Genomic DNA, 1,541 nt, shown 5'->3' with positions numbered 1-1,541 from the left:
CCCCTGAGGCGGACCGTCCGTTCCTGCTGGCGAGGGAGGGGGAGGCGGGGGTGTCTGGTCGGTCATCCGTGATCACTCCGTTCTCGTGGCCGGGCGAGGCCCGTGCCCTGGCACTCGGCTCGGCCGCCACAGCGCGCCGAGGCCTCCGGCCCGGCGTCCGCGCTCCGTTCTGCCACTCACCACGGACCCTGTCCACGGCTTTTCTGACGAATCGCCCCCGCCGTCCGCACGGAAGGGGGAAGGTGAATGTCACCTTCGGGTGAGGTCTGGTGGAACGACGTTCGGGTCGACCACTTGGTCCAGTCCGTGAGCGGCAGACCGGTCCCGCGCCGCGATGATCATCGGCCCTGTTCGGGCCGCCGGACCTGCGGCGCGGCCACCAGTACCAGTGCCCGTGCCGCCGCCGCTGGGCCCTTCCACTGGTACGGGTGCCACTCCGCACCCACTGGTAACAGGGATCTTGACGAGGGGTGACAACCTCTTTACCGTCCTCGGTACTGGGTGGACGGAGGTTCCCGAAACCCACGGGAACGTCCCCGGGCAACCCCCGCCCGGGCTCGCGGAAATAACCGGCCGTGAGTGCGTTCCACCCGCCCTGGTCCGGAGACGGTCCGGGTCACCCCGCTACGGCCCCCAGGGTCGTGACCCAGCAGAAGGGCTCCCTCATGAGCATCAGCAGCAAGATCCGCTCGACCGCGGCCGTCGGTGCCGCCACCGCCCTGGCCTTCACGTTGATGCCCGCGGGCACCGCCAGCGCCCACGGCTACATCAACAACCCGCCCAGCCGCCAGGCGCAGTGCGCCGCCGGAACGGTCTCCTGCGGGCCGATCCAGTGGGAGCCGCAGAGCGTTGAGGGCCCCAAGGGTCTGATGAGCTGTTCTGGAGGCAACGCCGCCTTCTCCGAGCTGGACGACGACAACTACGGCTGGGACGTCACCCCGGTCGGCGACTCCGTCACCTTCGACTGGACGATCACCGCCCGGCACTCGACCAGCACGTGGGAATACTTCATCGACGGTCAGCAGATCGAGAGCATCGACGACGGCGGTGCGCAGCCGCCGGCGAACTTCTCCCACACCGTCGACCTGTCGGGCTACAGCGGTGAGCAGACGGTGCTGGCCCGCTGGAACGTGGCCGACACCCCGATGGCCTTCTACGTCTGCGTCGACCTCAACGTCGGCGCCGCCTAGGCACGTGCGGGTTCACCTCCGTACGCCGTGACGCCCCGACCCCCGGGCGTCACGGCGCTCCGCCCCGGTCCGGCCCCCGGTCCGGGGCTTTCGCGTTCCCGGATCCCGGGCTTCGGGGGCACGGCTTCCTCGTTTGTGGTGTTCCAGTTGGCCGGAGTAGGCCGATTTCTGCCTGTCCGGTGCTCGTGCCCGGTTTCGCCGGTGGCGCCGTGAGAACATTCGACGGGTCAGGACTCACGTACTCGTGGACGGACCCTCCGCATGGGACACCCCCTCCCACCGCCCCAACCAGGCCATCAGGGGCACCAGGGGCAGCCCCCGCCCCACTTCGGCCACCAGAACCCACCGGGC

The 1,541-nt window shown here is 70.0% G+C and carries 1 protein-coding gene; it reads left to right on the top strand.

Annotation, left to right across the window (positions count from 1 at the left end; all coding sequences use genetic code 11):
• The first annotated feature begins 665 nt into the window (after positions 1-665).
• On the top strand, positions 666-1,190 hold the full coding sequence (locus ADX84_RS25080; RefSeq protein ID WP_049579973.1) for a lytic polysaccharide monooxygenase auxiliary activity family 9 protein: 525 nt from the start codon (positions 666-668) through the stop codon (positions 1,188-1,190).
• Positions 1,191-1,541 lie beyond the last annotated feature (351 nt).

Source organism: Nocardiopsis sp. SBT366 (assembly GCF_001083815.1).
GTDB lineage: Bacteria > Actinomycetota > Actinomycetes > Streptosporangiales > Streptosporangiaceae > Nocardiopsis > Nocardiopsis prasina.
This window is presented reverse-complemented; position numbering and strand designations above follow the sequence as displayed.

Bases quoted from the DNA above. Each gene is read 5' to 3' on its own strand.
- ADX84_RS25080 (WP_049579973.1), top strand. From the start codon at position 666: ATGAGCATCAGCAGCAAGATCCGCTCGACCGCGGCCGTCGGTGCCGCC.